This window comes from Lysinibacillus cavernae, from assembly GCF_009724685.1.
GTDB classification, from domain to species: Bacteria; Bacillota; Bacilli; order Bacillales_A; family Planococcaceae; genus Lysinibacillus; species Lysinibacillus cavernae.
This window is the reverse complement of sequence record NZ_WMEF01000008.1, coordinates 50,945-69,319: the sequence shown is the minus strand read 5'-3', so window position 1 is coordinate 69,319 and position 18,375 is coordinate 50,945. Positions and strand designations below refer to the sequence as shown.

The following is an 18,375-nucleotide window of genomic DNA, read 5'->3' as shown; positions in this document are numbered from 1 at the left end:
GCTTGAGGAACGAACTCGCTTATTCCCTAAGCCCCTATTTTTTAATTTAATTTAACATTCGAAGAAGATCTATCACTCTTTTCTTCCCTTGCTCTAAACTATCTTGCGCCCCCATACAAGACGGACAACCTGATTCACAGGGACAGCTCGATACATGTTGTAGCGTTTTGTTTAACAGTTCTTCCCATAGTGCAAATACTCTCTCACTTAAACCGATCCCACCTGGATACTTATCATAAACAAAGAACGTTGGTAACTCATTGTGTGATGCCTTTACTTGCGGCACAACTGCTACATCACTACTATCACACTGGATAAAAATCGGGATAAAAGCGTTCATCGCATAAGCAGCTCCCACCATAGCATCCGTTAATTCTGCCTCTGACCATTGAGACACCCTATTGAACGAAAGCCACGAAGCACTTGTATGCATTTCATCTGGTGGTAAATGTATAGGCCCTGAGCCAATATTGTCATGTGTGCCGAAGCGAATTTTCTTAAAAATCGTTGCTTGTGCAACTAAACCAACATCGCCAAAGCAAATTGTACCGCCTGCATATGAACGGTTACGATCTTCCTCTAAAACTTTCATTTCAACTGCTAGATTGGCATCTGTATAGTAATCTACATCTACTTCACGCACATAAGCTTTCTTTTCCTCCCAGTCAAGCTTCTCTACTTGGAACTGAATACCTTGGTGCAAGTAAATGGCTTCCTCATGCAAGAGTGTCATGGCACTATGACGATCCATTTCACCAATAACCTTTGTCTGTGCAGGAATGGTAAGATCAATAATGACTACATTTTCTTGTGACGCTGAACGTAAGCTAATATCATGAGCAGGGAAACGATCACTCATCCAATGCCATTTATCACTCGTCTTAAAAACTACCCCTTCCTCTGCTAAATACTCCAACAATTCCTGTATGTCATATTCTCCATACGTATCGCCTGTTGAAAAAGGTAGCTCGAAGGCAGCACATTTTAAATGATCCATTAAAATCAGCATATTTTCTGGATAGATACGTGCTTCCTCTGGTGTACTACCGAGTAAAAACAATGGATGATTCACCACATACTGATCCAGCGCAGAAGATTGCGCAACATAAATAATCAATGCCTCATCCTGACGTCTTCCAGCACGTCCTGCTTGCTGCCAAGCACTCGCAATATTTCCCGGGTAACCTGTCATAATACATGCTTGTAATTGACCAATATCAACGCCTAACTCTAATGCATTTGTACTCACCACTGTTTGAATCGTTCCATCACGCAAGCCTTTTTCGATCACACGTCGCTCAGATGGCAAGTAACCACCTCGATAGCCACGTACAGACTCGTCAAGTAGCTTATTGCGAGTAAGCTCCTTCAAATACGTTACAATCATCTCTACTCGCACGCGACTTTTGGCAAAAATAATAGATTGAATGCCAGCTGTATAAAGCCTTTTGGCCAAATCACTGACCTCTAAAACGGCACTTCTACGCACCGCAAATGTTTTGTGAATAATCGGTGGGTTGTAAAAAAGAAACGTTTTTTTGCCAACAGGTGCACCCGAATCGGCAATAAGCGCATGTGATTCATTCGTCAAAAGCTCGGCAAGTTCCTTAGGATTTTTAATAGTTGCTGATGTACAAATGAACACTGGTTTACTGCCGTAAAATTCACAGATGCGCTTTAGTCTCCGAATAACATGTGCGACATGTGAACCAAATACTCCTTTGTATGTATGCAATTCATCAATGACGATATACTGCAAATTTTCAAAGAGTGATACCCATTTTGTATGATGTGGCAAAATTCCTGAGTGAAGCATATCAGGGTTCGTCATCACAATATGCCCTGCCTTACGAACCTTCTGACGAATACCTGGAGCCGTATCTCCATCATACGTATAGCTTAAAATCTCCTCGCCACTTTGCTCGATCAGTTCGTTTAAATCATTTTTTTGATCCTGCGCTAATGCCTTAGTTGGAAATAAATAAATCGCGCGCGCATTTTTATCCTCTACTATTTTTTGGAGCACCGGTAAATGATAGCAATAAGATTTACCTGATGCAGTTGGTGTAACAGCTGTAAAGGATGTACCACTCTGTGCCAAATCAAAAGCTTCTCGTTGATGTGTATACAGTTGCTCGATACCTCTTGCCTGTAATGCTTTCACCAAAGATGGGTGTAAATTCCCCGGGAAAGGTGCATATTTGGCTGGTTTTCCTTCTAGTGTTTGCCAATGTAGAATACGCTCTTTTAATTCTTCATCATATCTCCACTCATTTAAAAGCTCACTAATCGTCCGTTTCTTCAATAGCATTTGCTTCTTCCTCCTTAACCAACCGTTCAAAGATTGTTAATGTATAAGAGGTAGAATGAACCGCATCTAAAAAACGTTTTTTACTTGTTTCTTTATAAAAAGATTGCACAACAAATTGCTCCATCGATTCTACCGCTGAAGCAATTTGTTGTGTATGCATATATTTCGGTCGGTTTTGTTGAATCCATTTATTGGCTTCTTGCTGCCATGCCTTTAACAGTTGGTGAATTTCATCGGCGTGTGGTTTCACCTCTTGAAAAAAATCTGGTGTTCGGTCTTCTTCACGCATTTGCCAGAAACGTGAGACACATTGATCACATTCATCTATTAATTTGGTCGTTTGCTGAATAACTAACAATTTTGCACCTCATCTCTCATCAATTACACGTAAGCAAATATATTTCGTAGTTATTACATAGTATAGGATGAGTAAGCCTCGTCCACCATCTAAACTACGTAAATATCACTGCTCTTGATATCGATTTACCGCAATTTCATGGTAAATCTTGTATCAATTTTAATGTGATTGCGTTAGTTCAATTGCTTATGAGATAAGTGTACCAAAGTCTATCATTTTTCACTACTAGTAGGCGAACAAGCATTCTTTACTTGCCAGTTCTTTTCTGCTAAGCTTACTTTTTGGCTAACCGCCTTGAGCTGCATAAAAAAGTGCAAACTCTGTGCATTGCTTTCAAGTGATACTCTTGTGAAAAGTAATTGATTGACCAGATCTAACTGCGCAACTAATTGTTCTAACTTGTTCAAAATAACGCCTCCTTTGCTTTACTTTAGTATTCCTCGTATGTATAGAATTACCTTCAAGCGTGACAAAATAAGCGTAAGTTAGCTGAAAGAAGAAGATTTTCGATAAATTTTTAATAGTGAACCTTCAACCGAAAAAATCGTCATGAATGAAAGGTCTGAATGGATACAGATTTTCATTCGATTTCATGACTAAATTTATCTGTTATTTTGACGATTCGCGTAATAAGGGAGTTGGCGATTTTTCGACGCAATTTGTTCATTCTTCCCATTCGTTATCTATAATTCTAGTAGTGATAACATGACTGATGGAGGTAGAGAATAGCCACTAAAACATGGTAAACTATTGAATAGAAAAAGCAGTATAATAAAGGGTGGGCTAAATGACAATTCGTTATCCAAACGGGAAATTGTATACCCCGAATGCTTCTGTACAGAAAACAGAAAAAAAAAGTAAAAACAAAGATTTATCTTTTAGTAATCGAGGGAAGACGCTAGAAGATGAAATTAATGAAGCAAACGACTATTATATAAAAAGGCGACTTGCTATCATTCATAAGAAACCTGTTCCTGTGCAAATCGTCAAAGTAGAGTACCCTTCACGAAGTGCTGCTGTTATTCGTGAAGCTTATTTTCGAACACCCTCTACAACCGACTACAATGGTGTTTGGAATGGGCATTATATAGATTTTGATGCAAAGGAAACTGCTTCCAAAACGAGTTTCCCCTTAAAAAATATTCATGAGCATCAAATGACACATATGCAGCAAGTGACGGAACAAAATGGTGTAGCTTTTATTATCGTTCGCTTTTCAGCTTTTGAACGATATTTTATTGTGCCGTACGAAGTTTTACAAAAGGCCTGGCAAGCAATGGAGAATGGCGAACGAAAATCGATATCCTTTTCAACAATAGAGGAAGAGGCATATGAAATTCCCACAAGTTATTATCCACGTATCGATTATTTAACCATTATCCAGCAATTAATCGATGCAAAATGCTACGGGTCTGAAAGTGAGGAGAATTAAGAATGACTGAACGTCGTCGAACACGTGGAGAGCATCAAAAAGCTCTCGCTGAAAAAAATAAAACTAAAAATACAAAGAAGAATAAACCAACCTCATCCGCTAAGTTGTGGTTTAAACGTATATTCTTAACACTTTTAGCAATTGGTGTGGCAGGCTTCATTGGAGGAGCTGGATTATTTGCTTACTATGCAAGCACGGCTCCAGAGCTTGATGAAGAATTATTGAAGGACCCTGTATCTTCAGAGTTCTACGATAAAAACGGTGAACTATTTGCAACAATCGGTGCTGAAAACCGTAAATATATAAAATATGAAGATATACCTGAAGACATGGTCAACGCTATCCTGGCAACAGAAGATGTTCGCTTTTTTGAGCATCACGGCATGGATTTTTATCGTCTAGGTGGCGCTATACTTGCGAACTTCCGTGATGGCTTTGGTGCACAAGGGGCATCTACCCTAACACAGCAAGTTGTCAAAAACTCATTTTTACAAAACGAGAAGAAATTAAAGCGTAAAGCACAAGAAGCATGGCTAGCCTTTCAATTAGAGCGCAAATATTCAAAAGAAGAAATTTTTGAGATGTACTTCAATAAAATGTTGATGTCAGGACGTATCTATGGATTCGGAACAGCAGCACAATATTTCTATGGTAAAGAATTAAAAGATTTAACATTAGATGAGGAAGCATTACTAGCAGGGTTAGTGCAACGACCTAATGCTTATAATCCATTAAAAAACCCTGAACTTGCAAAGAAACGTCGTAATACTGTTTTAGGCTTAATGCATCAACATGGAAAAATTTCAAAAGCTGAAATGGAAGAAGCAAAACAAATGGAAGTCCAAGCAGGTCTTGCCGATGATGCAACGCGTCAATCATTTGCTGGTTCAAAATACGATGCCTTCCTAGATATTGTGATTAATGAATTAGAAACTAACGGTGACGGATCGGCAATGGCAGAAGGAATTAAAGTTTACACGACACTTGATCCGGATGCCCAAAAAGTCGTAGAAAATGTGATGAACGACGACAGTAATTTCCCTACTGAAGAAATTCAGTCAGGTGTTGCTGTTATTGATACAAAAACAGGTGCGGTTCAAGCCGTTGGTGGCGGTCGTCATTACGGAGCTGAACGTGGATTTAACTACGCAGATGACCTAACAAAAAACCAACCTGGTTCCACAATGAAACCATTAGTTGACTACGGTCCAGCAGTCGAATATTTAAATTGGTCTACAGGTCAAACACTTGTGGATGAGCCAATGAATTACACAGGTACAAAACAAACAATCACAAACTGGGATGGCAGATATATGGGTGCCATGACTGCGCGTAAAGCCTTATATGCTTCACGTAACGTACCAGCTGTTAAAGCATTACAAGAGGTTGGCACTGAAAAAGCCAAGGAATTTGTTGGACGTTTAGGAATTGAAACGGATGATCTTTATGAATCGGATGCGATTGGTGGAGGAGCTATTACAATTTCTCCTATTCAAATGGCAGCTTCTTATGCAGCTTTCGGGAACAACGGGGTCTATACAGATCCACATGCCATTACAAAAATCGTCTATCGTGATGGAAAAACATCGAAAAACTATACACCTGAATCTAAAGTCGCTATGAGCGATTATACAGCTTATATGGTAACAGACATGCTACGTGATGTTGTTGGCAATAAACCTGATGCATCTGGTACTGCTGCCAATGTTCCTGGCTTAGATATCGCAGGTAAAACAGGTACAACCAACTATTCAGCAGAGGATTTTAGCAAGTATAATTTACCGAATACAAGTGTACCAGATTCATGGTTTGCTGGTTATTCAACAAACTATTCCATTGCGATATGGAGTGGCTATGAAAAACACTTTGATCCGATTACAACGTGGGAAGAACGTCGATTACCACAAAATTTATTCAAATCGATTATGCAAGAAATTTCAGCAAACGTTGAAACTGCAAGCTTTAAAAAGCCAAATACGGTTGTTGAAGCAACGATTGAAGTAGGTTCTAAACCACTTAAATTAGCAAGTGAATATACACCTAGCGAATTACGCCAAACAGAGCTATTCGTTCGTGGTACGGAACCAACTGAGGTGTCAAGTGTTTATGAGGCACCAGAATTATCTACACCTTACAACGTATCAGCAAACTTAGATTTAGCAGCACAGTCCATCAACATTTCATGGGAACATGATGCAATCCTAGACCCTGAAACAGATGAGCCATTACCGACTTCATTTGAAGTTTCTGCAACACGTGAAGGTGGAGAAACCGTTATTCTTGGCACAACAGAGAGCAAAGGCTTAACAGTTGGCAATACGCTTGAAGATGGTAATTACACAATCTCTGTCGTAGCCATTATGGACGGTACGCGCAGTGAACCTGGTACAACTACCTTCCAAATCACAAGTACACCTGAGGAAGATTTAGAAACGGAAGATCCAGATGAGCCAGAAATTGATTTACCAATAGATCCTGGTCAAGAAGACAATGACAATGGTAATAATAATGGCGATGGCAACGAAAATGGTAACAATGGTAATAACAATAATAACGGCAATAATAATGGCAACGGAAATGGTAATAACGGGAATAGTGGAAACAATGGCAACAACAATGATGGAAATCAGCAGCCAACACCGCCAACCGAACCTACTAACCCAACCGAAGAAGATCAAAGCTCAGAATAGACAAAAAACCGAGAAGCACATCAAGCTGCTTCTCGGTTTTTTTTATATTAGGTAGGAGGCTATCTGCTGTTTCGGCGTTCTATCCACCAATTTTCACTTTCTATCCGCTACTCTTGGTTTTCTATCCACCAGTTCTTGCATTTAATCCGCAGTTTGGCTTTCTATCCACCAGTTTTCACTTTCTATCCGCTACTCTTGGCTTTCTATCCACCAGTTTTCTCATTCTATCCGCTACTCTTGGTTTTCTATCCACCAGTTCTTGCATTTAATCCGCAGTTTGGCTTTCTATCCACCAGTTTTCACTTTCTATCCGCTACTCTTGGCTTTCTATCCACCAGTTTTCTCATTCTATCCGCTACTCTTGGTTTTCTATCCACCAGTTCTTGCATTTAATCCGCAGTTTGGCTTTCTACCCACCATTTTTCACATTCTATCCGCTACTTTTCGTGTTCTATCAACCAATTTTCGCTTTCTATCCATCTACACTAGCTTTTACTAGCTTGAATTCGCAAGCGCGCGGTACGCTTTTTCGTTTCCTTAAATAATTCATCGAGCTGGCGGTAACAAGCGTATTGACCTGGTTTAGCTTTTATAAAGGCAAGTCGCTCATTGCCATTAATCGGTAACACCTCTTCACCAGCAGCTTGTACAAGTTGTTCAAACAGTGCTATCGCTTCTTCCATTAAACCCTTTGCTGTATTATTTCTGGCATTATGGGCTTCATGAATGTTAGCTTGCAAAGTTGTCCACTGAGCAAACCAAGCATCTATTTTGTCTTTTGCGATGGCCTCACTATTCATGCTTCCTTCACCAAGCCTTTCTTCAAACGCTTTTGACCTTCACGACAATCACTGAGCAAAGGGCATGCATGGCACCCTGGGTTTTGGGCTTTACAATGATAACGTCCAAAGAAAATTAATTGGTGATGCGTTTTCGACCAGTTGTCCATTGGCGTTTTTTTCATAATTGTTTCTTCTACTTCAAGCACCGAATCTTTCCATCGACATAGTCCAAGACGTTTTGATACGCGCTCTACATGGGTATCCACTGCAAGAGCTGGAATATCAAAGGCCACTGAAAGCACAACATTGGCTGTTTTTCGTCCTACACCAGGCAATGTTACGAGTGCTTCACGCGTTGCAGGTATTTCGCCACCATACTCGTCCAGCAATCGTTGACATAAAGCCTGAATGTTCTTCGCCTTATTACGATAGAGACCAATAGAGCGAATATCCTGCTGCAATTCCTCCAATGATACGGCTAAATAATCTTCTGGTATTTTATATTTTTGAAATAATGTTTTGGTTACTTTATTGACAAGTACATCTGTACATTGTGCAGATAGTAATGTCGCAATCGTCAACTCAAAAGCATTGTCATGCACGAGCTCACAGTGTGCATCAGGAAACATTCGATCCATCTCTTCTAGACAATGCTCCCACTGTTTTTTCGTTAACAAACCGGATGCCCCCTATTCTCTTTCTTCTAACCAATTATAAAACGGAACTTTATTGGTCGATTGGCTTTCTTGCTGAGCTGTTCTGGCTGGTGTTCTGTTAAATGTCTGCTTCTCACGGAACTGTTCACTTTGTTTTTGGGCAGCTTGAGGTGTCGTAATATTTTTCTTTTTCCACTCTAACAATATGCGATCAATATATCGAATACTCATTTTCCCTGCAAAGACAGCCTCCTTCAGCGCCTCCTTAATGAGCGCTGGGCTATGCTTGTCCTCATCAAGCCAACATCCTATTTTTTCAAGCTCTAAAGGAGATAAAAGACGACCCATTTCCTCTTCAAATAGACGGAAAATCTCCCCTTCTTCTTGTCGAAGTGTCGCTGCCGTTTTTTGCTGCTCTTTCATATCAATCATCTGAACAATACGCTCCCAAAGTGGGTACACTGAATATTTTTCATAGAGCTTACCACCAGCATCCACATCACGTGTAATTTCAAGAAAGCCTTTTTGCATTAATCGTTGTAAACGTGATGTGATGTCATTGTCAGACATTGCGAGACGTTTCTTTAGATCATTAGGTGTTGGGAAGTCATTCCCTTCCATATGAAAGGCTAATAAGTGCATGACAATTAGTGCCTCTTCATCCTCCATATTTAACTCCTTATAAAACTGAAAAAAAAGCTGAGGAATTGGAATCATTCTCTGCTCAGTCCATGTACGGAGTCGATGATTATTTACGTTCATATGTCTCCAGACTCCTTCTTTAAGTAAGTAGAAAAGCCGCGTAGATATTTCACTACGCGACTTTTAAATTAATAGCTTATGGATATAAGCGGTTCAGTAAACGTGGGAATGGAATCGTTTCACGGATATGCTCTGTGCCTGAAATCCATGCAACAGTTCGCTCTAGCCCTAGACCAAATCCTGAATGTGGAACAGAGCCTTGTTTGCGAAGCTCTAAGTACCACGCATATGCATCTAATGACAGGTTATGCTCTTCTAGACGTGATTTTAATAAATCATAGTCATGAATACGCTCAGATCCACCAATAATTTCACCGTAGCCTTCTGGTGCAATTAAATCAGCACATAATACAACGTCATCGCGCTCTGGGTGTGGTTGCATATAGAATGGTTTAATGCCTACAGGGTAACATGTAATAAATACTGGTTTGTCGAATGTATTAGCAATAGCCGTTTCATGTGGCGCACCAAAATCATCGCCCCATTCGATATCGTCGAAACCTTGCTCATGTAGAAGCTTAATAGCATCATCATAAGAAATACGAGGGAATGGTGCCTTGATATTTTCCAACGTCGATGTATCACGACCAAGTCGCTCTAAATCTAATTTGCAGTTTGCCAGCACAGATTGTACGATATGCGCTACATATTGTTCTTGAACCTCTAAGTTTTCTTCAAACTCTACAAATGCCATCTCAGGCTCAATCATCCAAAACTCGATTAAGTGACGACGTGTTTTAGATTTTTCAGCACGGAAAGTTGGACCAAATGAGAATACTTTTCCTAACGCCATAGCAGCTGCTTCCATATAAAGCTGGCCAGATTGAGATAAATAAGCATCTTCATCAAAATATTTCGTATGGAATAGCTCCGAAGTACCCTCAGGCGCAGATCCAGTTAAAATAGGTGGGTCCATTTTTGTAAAACCGTTGTTGTTAAAAAATTCATATGTTGCACGAATAATTTCGTTACGGATTTTCATAACAGCATGCTGCTTACGAGAACGTAGCCATAAATGACGATTATCCATTAAAAATTCAGGACCATGTTCTTTTGGTGTAATTGGGAAATCAGTTGCTGCATGTAGTACCTCGATACCTGTTACAACAAGCTCGCATCCAAAACTTGAACGTTCGTCTGCTTTCACCTCACCCGTAACGTACATCGAAGTTTCTTGCGTCATTCCTTTTGCCGTAGCAAAAATTTCTTCGCCTACTTCTTCTTTCACTACAACGCCTTGGACAAAGCCAGAACCATCACGTAGCTGTAAGAACGCAATTTTTCCACTAGAACGTTTGTTGGCTAACCAAGTGCCAATTTTGACAGTTTCACCGATATGCTGTGGCATATCTTTAATCATAATTTTTTTCATAGAAATCCTCCAAAGTCGACTAGAAAGATTAGTCTTGCCATTTTGATTTTACAAATGAATCAATACGACGGACTGCCTCTTCTAGTAAGTCTAAAGATGTAGCATAAGATAATCGCATTGTAGTTGGTGTACCAAAGCCAGAGCCTGGGATCACTGCTACGTTTGCTTCAGTTAAAATATCCGCAGCAAATGCATCTACTGAATCATAGCCAGTGTGAGCCATAGCTTCAGCTACATCTGGCAATAAGTAGAATGCACCCTGTGGTTTTAATACATGGAAGCCCGGAATTGCACTTAACTGTGGATAAATTTTTTCAAGACGAGATTCAAATGCCTGACGCATTTCTTCTACTGCGTCCTGAGGTCCATTATACGCCTCCACAGTTGCATATTGTGCTGTTGTTGTCGCGTTAGATGTTGAGTGTGATGCAAGGTCAGTCATTGCATTAATAATGTCTGCGTCACCTGCAGCATACCCGATACGCCAGCCTGTCATAGAATGAGATTTTGCCACACCATTTACTACGATTGTACGTGCTTTCACTGCATCAGAAAGTTGTGCAATTGAAAAATGCTCAATACCATTGTATACAAGCTTCTCATAAATTTCATCTGACACGATTAAAATATCTTTTTCTTCTGCAACAGCAGCAAGTTCTGCTAGCTCCTCACGAGAATAAATCATGCCTGATGGGTTGCTAGGTGAATTGATAATAACCGCTTTCGTTTTATCTGTCACAGCTGCTCTTAGCTGATCCGCTGTAATTTTATAGCTTTGTTCACGTGTACCTTCAACATATACAGGTACACCGCCAGCTAATTTCACTTGTTCTGGATAAGATACCCAATAAGGAATTGGAATAATAACCTCATCGCCCTCGTTTAAAATCACTTGGAATAGCGTATAAAGAATATGCTTTGCCCCTACACCAACTATGACTTCATTTGGTTGATAAGTAAGGTTATTGTCGCGTTGTAGCTTATCAATAATTGCTTTTTTCAGAACTGGAAGACCGCCAGCAGGTGTATATTTTGTATAACCTTTTTCCATTGAGTCAATGGCTGCATTTAAAATATTTTGAGGTGTATTAAAGTCTGGTTCACCAGCCCCAAGACCAATGACATCAATACCTTGCTCTTTCAATGCTTTTGCTTTCGCAGTAATAGCTAATGTTGAAGATGGTGTTAAAGTTTTTACACGTGTTGCTAATAAATTTTTCATCCGGGATCTACTCCTCTTATAAATTCGTAATGCGCTTCCACCAGTCGCCATCCTTAAACATGATATAGACATAATTGAGCTGATCATGGTCGTTTAGATATGTAATTTCCCAAACAGCGCCAGGCTTCTCATAGCCTAATTTCATGTGGAGGACTTTTTGTACATTTCCTTCATTTTTAAAAACCGATAATGCTTGCTTTTCCGTAATACCATCTTCTAATAACACTTCCTGAATGGAATCCTCATCTAGATTCGTCGGGACAAAGACAGCCTTTTTATCACCGTATTCGTCTACCCCGAACACAGTAACATACGAATGTTTGCCATTATATGTGTAGGACTCCGATACAATTGCGAGGGCCTTGGCATCGAGTGCCAACTGTTCAGCCTGCTCTTCAATCGAACGGAACGGAGCCTCGGCTTTCCAGAGTACTAAAATGCTAATGACAAGTGACAACGAAACAATAAAGACAGAAATGAAAATCAACCAGTTTTTCATCTATTCACCTTATGTTTCACATCGAGCTGTTTTGGCATAACACATAGCTGAAACTTATGTGTATCTATAACTGCGTAACCATTCATTTTGCTTTCCATATTGTCAACCTGCTTTCTTTCCTCATACCACAACATTATACAACAATTTTGTGCTGTAGTGTTTCTTAATTTCATATATTGTACGTTGCTAGAACAACGTTTTCAAATGATTGGACTAGTAAATTTCATTCCATTGAAAAATTCCTATTCAACAAAGTAAATAGGAATGACTAAGTTTATGATAGTTCGTTTAGGACATAGCTGGCACGGCCATTATCTTTCGCTTGATATAAGCAGCTATCTGCTAGCTCAAAAAGCTCTTTAAATTGATAATTTTTCTGATCATTGACACAAGCACCCATACTGACCTTTAATGGAAAGCTTTGATGTTGTTGTTCCAGTTTTAACGTGAGTAAATAGGCATGTGTATTTTTGACAAGAGATTTGATATAGTCTTTATCTTGATGCCTCATGCAAAGAATAAATTCATCTCCACCATAACGAATAATTTTCACATCTTCCTCATGTAAAAATTCCTTCAACCCATTGGCTAAAAGCTGTAACACCCTATCGCCAAACAGATGACCATGCATATCGTTAAATAATTTAAAATAATCAATATCAAGAACCGTAATACATACATAGGACTGCGTCATACTGGCTACGTTTAACCATTCCGGTAGTTCATAATCTAAAAAATGGCGATTCAATACGCCTGTTAGTGGATCATAATGAGCTTTTTTCTCCAACTTCTCCTTTTGACGCTTAAATTCCAAATTCATCACTTGCTGTAGTAAATTATCTACACTCATTTTTTCAGTGAGATCAATATATTCACGCTGTACATCAAAAATTTTATCTCGCCAATCCAATTGATACAATACGTTTAACAGTAATCGCATGACTTTTTTTGTAATTGCCTTATCACCATAGGATTGAGCAAGTTCTATGGCTTGCTTATAATAGGACACTGCTTCTTCAAGCTTATTCTGCTTTTCATATAAGAATCCATAGCCAAACAAAGCCGCTACTTTTTCACGTTTATGGTGCTGAATAATGTCCGAAGTTAATGTACTGTCAAGCAACGCCTTCCCTGTAATAAAATCACCTTCTAAAATATAAACATCTGCTAAATTATTATTAATACGAATAGCGTGTAATTTTGCTAAATCAGGTAATGTCCTTGCTAACGATTTATTATATTCTCTTGCTAACAGCCCTGCTCGAAGTGCCTCCTTCGTACAGCCCTTCTCGACCTCTAAATAGCATAAATTATTGTGACATCGAACTAGCATGATTGGGTCCTGTAGTTCATGTGCATAGGTGATTGATTTTTTCGTCATCTCCACCGTTTTTTCACGTATTCCAACCAAATCATAAATTAAGGACATAACTAAATAATAATGCATTAAATCTTTGCTAGAACCATACTTTTGACAAATAGCCTCATAATCATGAATAAGACTGACTATGCATAATGTGTCGCCTAAAGCATGATGAACTAATATTTTTTGGTAGTATAAATCCAATACATTTGGATAGTTGTTAGTCTCTAATGCAACTAAAAGACCTTGGTCAGCTAGTTTTAGCGCTTCCGTTAAATACCCCTTTGTGCGCATTTCCATAATCGTTTTATTTAACTCTTCTAATGTTAATTTCACTGTCTCACCACTTCTCCAAGCCCTATATCATCCAATTTCACTTCGTGTTTTCTCAATTATAAGGCATACTTATTCACTTCGTCCGCCTTTTTAGTAATATACCAACTATTTCCTCCGTTTCAAAAATCTCTAGGTATGAGGTACATAATCTTATATCGGATCACCTATAATCTGAATCCTCTATTTTCAAAAATTATTTCACAACGGCTAAAAATTTTATATCTGTACACATTTTTCTCCATTTTTGTCCCAGTTACCTATTGTTTTTACCCATATGATGGAGATAATTAGCCATTTTAAGTATTGAAAAGGGACGTGATGTTGTGAGTATGCAAATTAACCCTTCTGATCCAGCTACCATTCCAAAATTTGTAGATGAACTGCCTAAACCAATAATAGCTAAACCAAAATACTGTAGAGGTCAACAAAAAAATGATTATTACGAATTGGTCATGATGGAGGGCGAGCACCGTTTTCATAAGCATTTTCCAAAAACATTAATTTGGGGTTACAATGGGCTTTATCCAGGACCAACTATTGAAGCCACTAAAGATAAAACAATCTACGTGAAATATAAAAATCAACTACCCTTACAGCACTTTTTGCCAGTGGATTTTACGCTCCATGCTGCCAACGATTCACAAGAAGTAAGAACCGTCACTCACTTACACGGTGCCAATGTGGATTGGCAGAGTGATGGTCATCCAGAGGCATGGTACACAAGAGATTATCGACACACTGGGCCAAAATTTAATAAAGAAATACATGAATATACCAATCATCAACCTGGTACTACATTGTGGTACCATGACCATGCTATGGCATTAACTCGCTTAAATGTATACGCTGGTTTGGCAGGATTTTATTTACTGAGAGATACGCTCGAAGAACGCTCAAATTTACCATGTGGAGATTATGAATACCCTATTTTAATTCAAGATAAATCGTTTAATGAAGATGGCTCGTTATTTTATCCTGACGAACCACCATTTCCCGTTCCTGTTCATCCCTCCATCACACCTGGATTTGTTGGAGATACAATAGTAGTAAATGGAAGACTCTGGCCCTATTTAGATGTAGAACCACGTAAATATAGATTTCGGTTCCTCAATGGGTCCAATCGGAGAGGCTACGTCATCAGCTTGTCAAATGGTCAGCCAATGATTCAAATTGGTACAGATGGTGGTTTTTTATCGACACCTCAAGCCATTCAATCTGTGGAACTGCTGCCAGCTGAGCGCACAGATGTCATTATCGATTTTTCAAGCTGTGAGGGGCAGGAAATCACCTTAATCAATACTGATACAGATTTCAGTGATGAACATACGAATGTCATTATGCAATTTAGAGTAATACTACCTTTAAAATGTGAAGATACAAGTGAAATTCCAGGGAGACTTGCAGTTACCATGGATTTACACTCACATCATGCACATATCGATAGACAGCTGCCACTGACAGCGACAACAGATGAATTTGGGCGACCGATGTTATTATTAAACAATCGCATGTTCCATGATCCAGCGACGGAAAAACCATCTCTAGATAGTATTGAAGTATGGAGTTTTATTAATGCTACAGCATTCATTCATCCCATTCATCTACATCTTATTCAATTTAAAATTTTGGAACGAAGACCCTTTGATTTGGAGCTCTATGAAAGTGAAGGAAAATTAGAATTCACAGGACCCCCAGAAGAGCCTCGTGACTATGAGCGCGGCTGGAAGGATACAGTGAAAGCTGATGCTGGAAAGATGACGAAAATTATTATGCATTGGAAAGATCATATCGGTCATTACATGTGGCATTGTCACTTCCTTGAGCATGAGGATCATGATATGATGCGGCCCATTCTTGTCATGAAAGACGTCCATGCTGTCCAACAGCCACATGCAGCAATAGAACACCCTACTCAACAGGAAGAAACGACTGCTCCAACAAACAATACAAATACTACACATCATAATGAGTCACCAGCACCACTTTTAAATGCTGCACAAAATCTTTCAAATGAGGAAGAGATGCCAGCACATTCCATAGAAGATGAATCTATTTCTGTTCATGTAGCAAATAATGCCCAGCAAATGCCACCACTGCTGTTCCCCTCAAAACCAACGCATTCTCATACTAATAGGCACAGACATCGTAGAACGAGAAGATTTTAGCTCACAATGAAAACTACCGTTTAAATGGTAGTTTTCTTTGCCTTACCAATCATTTATCCTCAAATCGCCATATTCTGTTCGTTATGAGCGCTAACAATAATACAACCGCACTAATCATTAAAACCGGTACATAAATGCTGCTACGAAAGACCTCAAATAACAAGCCATATCCTATTTGCCCAAGCGGTGCCACACATTGTGATACTGCCATCATGATGGCCATGACCTTCCCTAATTTTTCGTTCGGTGTTTCCTTTTGGACAAGTGTAATCACGTATATAGATATGACCGTCATCATCATCGCAATCACAAGGCTACAGCCAATTAATAAAGAGTATGAAGGATAGTAGCCTACTTGTAGCATTCGAGGCAACACAGCAATAGCCATGGGGATGACCAATAATGCCGTCACCAAAATCCAAACGTATAAGTTTTGAATACGGAGTTTTTTAACAAAATAGCCCACCGTTAACGCTCCTAAAATAGTTGCCAAATCAATGACGCCCATCGCTATTCCATACAATGAATCATTACTTTCCATTGTGACACGGAGAATAATCGGCACTCCCACGACAAAAAGCGGTGTAAACAATAAATTCAATAAAGCGGCTAGTAGCATGCATTTTAAAATAAATGTTTGCTTCAAAACATAGGTAAAGCCATCTTTCATATCTTTCAATAATGTTGATACTAAGTGTCCATCGTAGTCATGTTGTACAAACGGAATCGTCATAAACATTTCTAAAATAGCCGTTAAGAAAAATAATAACCCACTCACCAACACAAGAATTTTTAGTCCTAGTAATCCATATAAGATTCCCCCTAGTACAGGTGCAGTCACGCCAGCCAATGCTTGCACCCCGTTGACGATTCCATTGGCCTGCTCCAGTTTCTGTTCGCTAACCAATAATGGAATACTAGCCATTACGGCTGGTGTGTACAGCGCACTTACTAGTGATAGTAACACCATGACAATGCCAATCACGAACACGGAATGATTGTCTGCCAATAACGCAAAAAAGAAAAACAACACAATGACACTACTGATAAAATCAAATAGTACCATTAAATTACGTCGATTAAACCGATCTGCCATGGCACCACCAAATGGCGTAACTAGAATAGGTATACTGGACAAAGCAAAAAGCACAGCGAAAAGATCTGCCCGTCCTGTCATGTCTAAGACAAAAAGTGACAGAGCAAACCGTAAAAGGGCAGAGCCCAAAATAGAAATAATCTGGCCAAATACCATTATTATAAAATCTTTCGAAAAGCCCTTTTCTTTTCCTACCATCTCCATTTACTGATCACCTTCCAAATCATTAGACCGACAGTCGGTCATCTCTCTATTAAAAAAATGTAGGCACAAGTTTAGAACACAAAAGCTTCTGTAACTTGACCTACAAAAATAGACTGACTGTCGATTTAAAAATAGTATATGTGGACTCTCCAAAAAAAGGAACTAATTCGTTCAAAAATTTACTTGCCTTTGGCTTTTAGACATTTTGCTTTTAGGACTTGAAATATTCTTTTATTTGTTCAATAAAAGCTGTTGTCGCCTGACTTACATAGCGATCTACCCGATAAATGATAGACAAGCTACGGCTAGGCGCACCATCCGAAATACGTATAATACACAGATTTGGATCATTCATTTGTTGTACTAAAGGATAAGGTTGCACCGTCACGCCAATATTGGCACGAACAAGATTTATGATTGACGTGACAGAGCTTGTTTCAAGAATCGAATGGAGCTGAAAACCATGTTTTTTTACAGCCTCTTCGACAATCTCTCTCCCAAGAAAACCTTCTGGATACATCACCATAGGAAGGTCTTTTAATTCAGCAATACTGATAGCTGTTTGATCCGCCAAAGGGTGTCCCTTTGAAACGGTCAGTACATATTCCTCACTTCGTAAAGGAATAATCACCAATCGCTCATCTGGTTCTACATTCGTCCCGATGCCAATATCAACTTCATTTTCAAGTACCTGCCGCATAATATCAATGGATGCGAGAATCTTTAGTTTTACTTTAGGAAATTTTTGATGAAAGTCAATAACGAGCTGTGTAATCCGATAGTCTAAATCAGATGGCATAATGCCCACGCTAATCTGACCACCCTGTAGCTCTTGTAAATCCTTAATGGCGTCTTTGACATTTTGTAATGTATTGAGCATTTCTGTAGCATAGCTAAATAATAGCGTTCCAGCCTCAGTCATAACAATTTTTTTGCCAATTCGATCAAACAATGGCATATCTAACTCTTCCTCAAGCACGCGTACTTGTTGACTTAATGTTGGCTGAGATATGCCAAGCTTCTCAGCAGCTTTTGTAAAATGTAGCTCCTCACAGACTGCCATAAAATAGTGAAGATGACGTATTTCCACAACGACCACACCCATCATAGTTTATAGCTATCATTGT

15 protein-coding genes are annotated in these 18,375 nt (G+C 39.1%); 3 read left to right on the top strand and 12 right to left on the bottom strand.

The window, feature by feature from the left end; translation table 11 throughout:
• Positions 1 to 46 precede the first annotated feature (46 nt).
• The 3 genes from GJU32_RS15585 to GJU32_RS15575 form a co-directional block, all read right to left on the bottom strand.
• Positions 47 to 2,311, bottom strand: coding sequence for a DEAD/DEAH box helicase (locus GJU32_RS15585; RefSeq protein WP_155592880.1), 2,265 nt, complete (start codon positions 2,309 to 2,311; stop codon positions 47 to 49).
• The gene (locus GJU32_RS15580) at positions 2,286 to 2,669 is read right to left on the bottom strand and encodes a YppE family protein (protein WP_155592879.1); all 384 of its coding nucleotides are present in this window, start codon (positions 2,667 to 2,669) and stop codon (positions 2,286 to 2,288) included. The genes GJU32_RS15585 and GJU32_RS15580 overlap by 26 nt, the downstream gene beginning before the upstream one ends.
• Before the next feature lie 212 nt (positions 2,670 to 2,881).
• Positions 2,882 to 3,076 carry an endonuclease gene (locus GJU32_RS15575; RefSeq protein WP_155592878.1) on the bottom strand — a complete coding sequence of 65 codons (195 nt, stop codon included), beginning with the start codon at positions 3,074 to 3,076 and terminating at the stop codon, positions 2,882 to 2,884.
• 380 nt (positions 3,077 to 3,456) lie between these two features.
• Here GJU32_RS15575 and recU point away from each other — a divergent pair, with 380 nt between their 5' ends.
• Both recU and GJU32_RS15565 read left to right on the top strand, forming a co-directional pair.
• Positions 3,457 to 4,101: a Holliday junction resolvase RecU gene (gene recU, locus GJU32_RS15570; protein ID WP_155592877.1), complete on the top strand. Its 645-nt coding sequence runs from the start codon at positions 3,457 to 3,459 to the stop codon at positions 4,099 to 4,101.
• Positions 4,102 to 4,103: 2 nt separating this feature from the next.
• Positions 4,104 to 6,791, top strand: a complete 2,688-nt coding sequence (locus GJU32_RS15565) for a penicillin-binding protein 1A (protein ID WP_155592876.1) — start codon at positions 4,104 to 4,106, stop codon at positions 6,789 to 6,791.
• Positions 6,792 to 7,276: 485 nt separating this feature from the next.
• Here GJU32_RS15565 and GJU32_RS15560 read toward each other — a convergent pair whose 3' ends face one another.
• The 7 genes from GJU32_RS15560 to GJU32_RS15530 all read right to left on the bottom strand — a co-directional run bounded on the left by GJU32_RS15560 (position 7,277) and on the right by GJU32_RS15530 (position 13,783).
• Positions 7,277 to 7,591 (bottom strand): YpoC family protein, encoded by a 315-nt coding sequence (locus GJU32_RS15560; protein WP_155592875.1) that lies wholly within the window; start codon positions 7,589 to 7,591, stop codon positions 7,277 to 7,279.
• Positions 7,588 to 8,250 carry an endonuclease III gene (gene nth / locus GJU32_RS15555; RefSeq protein ID WP_155592874.1) on the bottom strand — a complete coding sequence of 221 codons (663 nt, stop codon included), beginning with the start codon at positions 8,248 to 8,250 and terminating at the stop codon, positions 7,588 to 7,590. Before nth ends, GJU32_RS15560 begins: the two co-directional genes overlap by 4 nt.
• A gap of 12 nt (positions 8,251 to 8,262) precedes the next feature.
• On the bottom strand, positions 8,263 to 8,991 hold the full coding sequence (locus tag GJU32_RS15550; RefSeq protein WP_155592873.1) for a DnaD domain-containing protein: 729 nt from the start codon (positions 8,989 to 8,991) through the stop codon (positions 8,263 to 8,265).
• 76 nt (positions 8,992 to 9,067) lie between these two features.
• Positions 9,068 to 10,363 (bottom strand): asparagine--tRNA ligase, encoded by a 1,296-nt coding sequence (gene asnS / locus GJU32_RS15545; RefSeq protein WP_155592872.1) that lies wholly within the window; start codon positions 10,361 to 10,363, stop codon positions 9,068 to 9,070.
• Between the two features lie 28 nt (positions 10,364 to 10,391).
• Complete coding sequence (locus GJU32_RS15540; RefSeq protein WP_155592871.1) at positions 10,392 to 11,585, bottom strand: pyridoxal phosphate-dependent aminotransferase; 1,194 nt, start codon at positions 11,583 to 11,585, stop codon at positions 10,392 to 10,394.
• A gap of 16 nt (positions 11,586 to 11,601) precedes the next feature.
• On the bottom strand, positions 11,602 to 12,084 hold the full coding sequence (locus GJU32_RS15535; RefSeq protein ID WP_155592870.1) for a cell wall elongation regulator TseB-like domain-containing protein: 483 nt from the start codon (positions 12,082 to 12,084) through the stop codon (positions 11,602 to 11,604).
• Between the two features lie 274 nt (positions 12,085 to 12,358).
• Positions 12,359 to 13,783, bottom strand: a complete 1,425-nt coding sequence (locus tag GJU32_RS15530; RefSeq protein WP_155592869.1) for a tetratricopeptide repeat-containing diguanylate cyclase — start codon at positions 13,781 to 13,783, stop codon at positions 12,359 to 12,361.
• Positions 13,784 to 14,112: 329 nt separating this feature from the next.
• Here GJU32_RS15530 and GJU32_RS15525 point away from each other — a divergent pair, with 329 nt between their 5' ends.
• Positions 14,113 to 15,948, top strand: a complete 1,836-nt coding sequence (locus GJU32_RS15525) for a multicopper oxidase family protein (protein WP_155593012.1) — start codon at positions 14,113 to 14,115, stop codon at positions 15,946 to 15,948.
• 49 nt (positions 15,949 to 15,997) lie between these two features.
• Here GJU32_RS15525 and GJU32_RS15520 read toward each other — a convergent pair whose 3' ends face one another.
• Together GJU32_RS15520 and GJU32_RS15515 are read right to left on the bottom strand one after the other, a co-directional pair.
• Positions 15,998 to 17,248, bottom strand: coding sequence for an MFS transporter (locus GJU32_RS15520; RefSeq protein WP_155592868.1), 1,251 nt, complete (start codon positions 17,246 to 17,248; stop codon positions 15,998 to 16,000).
• Positions 17,249 to 17,459: 211 nt separating this feature from the next.
• Positions 17,460 to 18,338 carry a LysR family transcriptional regulator gene (locus GJU32_RS15515; protein WP_155592867.1) on the bottom strand — a complete coding sequence of 293 codons (879 nt, stop codon included), beginning with the start codon at positions 18,336 to 18,338 and terminating at the stop codon, positions 17,460 to 17,462.
• Positions 18,339 to 18,375 lie beyond the last annotated feature (37 nt).